Below are 1,066 nucleotides of genomic sequence, written 5' to 3' on the forward strand. Positions count from 1 at the left end.
AGTTGTAGGCGATGCGTTGATGTCCGCAGCTGTCGCACTGCTCGACGTGCCCGCCCAGGGCCGCCGTGCGGCACTGTTCGATGGCGCGCATGACGCGACGCTGCTCGCGGTCGAGCGAGTCGGCGTGCAGATGCCGGTATGCCGGGCCGTGGCGGCGCAGGACGTCCGCCAGCTCCAGCAGAGCGTTCATGGCGGTTCAGGGGTGGTCAACCTGTGGGTCGGGTGAAGCCTGCGGTGACATTGACGGCAACCGGTCGAACGGGCTGGTCGTCGCGCAGATCGTGCTGGTCGCGACCTTCAGGTAGCGCGCCGTCGTGGCCAGGCTGCGATGGCCCATCAGCAACTGGATCAGGCGCACGTCCGCGCCGGATTCGAGTAGGTGCGTCGCAAACGCATGGCGCAAGGAGTGCGGCGTGATTGGTTTGGTGATACCGGCACGGCGACGTTCGTCATAGCACGCCTGTCGCACCACGTCGGCACCCACGGGTTGATCCGGAAAGCGGCCGGGAAACAGCCAGTACCGGGGCCGGCCGATACACCAGTAGCTGCGCAGGATGTCCAGTAGCCGTGGCGAGAGCATCACGTAGCGGTCGGCGCGACCCTTGCCCTGCTCGACACGCAACATCATGCGGTGGCTGTCGATATCGCCGATCTTCAGCCGGGTGGCTTCCGAAATGCGCAGGCCAGCGGCGTAGGCCGCGATCAGTACGGTCCGATGCTTGACGCTACGGATCGCTTCAAGGAACCGGGTGATCTCGTCCTGACTGAGGATCACCGGGAGTTTGCGCGGCGTCCGCGCTATCGGGAGTTCTTCGACCGCCCACTCGCGTTTGAGCGTGATGTGATACAGGAAGCGCAGCGCCGCGGTGGCCACCACCAGCGTGCTGGATGAGCGCCGCTGGACTTCAATCAGGTGCACCTGCCAGGCGCGCACCTCCTCCGGGCCTGGCAGTTCAGGGGAACGCCCGAAATATCTGGCAAAGTTGTTCACCTGCTGGAGATACGCGCGTTGCGTATTGGCCGCGAGGTTGCGCACGCGCATATCCTCGATCATGCGTCGACGTAG

The 1,066-nt window shown here is 65.1% G+C and carries 2 protein-coding genes; both read right to left on the reverse strand.

Annotation, left to right across the window (positions count from 1 at the left end; translation table 11 throughout):
* The coding region (locus P0D89_RS53290; RefSeq protein WP_408371562.1) for a transposase zinc-binding domain-containing protein at positions 1-190 on the reverse strand (190 nt) is incomplete at its 3' end.
* A gap of 6 nt (positions 191-196) precedes the next feature.
* The coding region (locus P0D89_RS53295) for a tyrosine-type recombinase/integrase (RefSeq protein ID WP_408379694.1) at positions 197-1,066 on the reverse strand (870 nt) is incomplete at its 5' end.

It is taken from the genome of Paraburkholderia sp. RL18-085-BIA-A, assembly GCF_046027075.1.
Classification (GTDB): Bacteria; Pseudomonadota; Gammaproteobacteria; order Burkholderiales; family Burkholderiaceae; genus Paraburkholderia.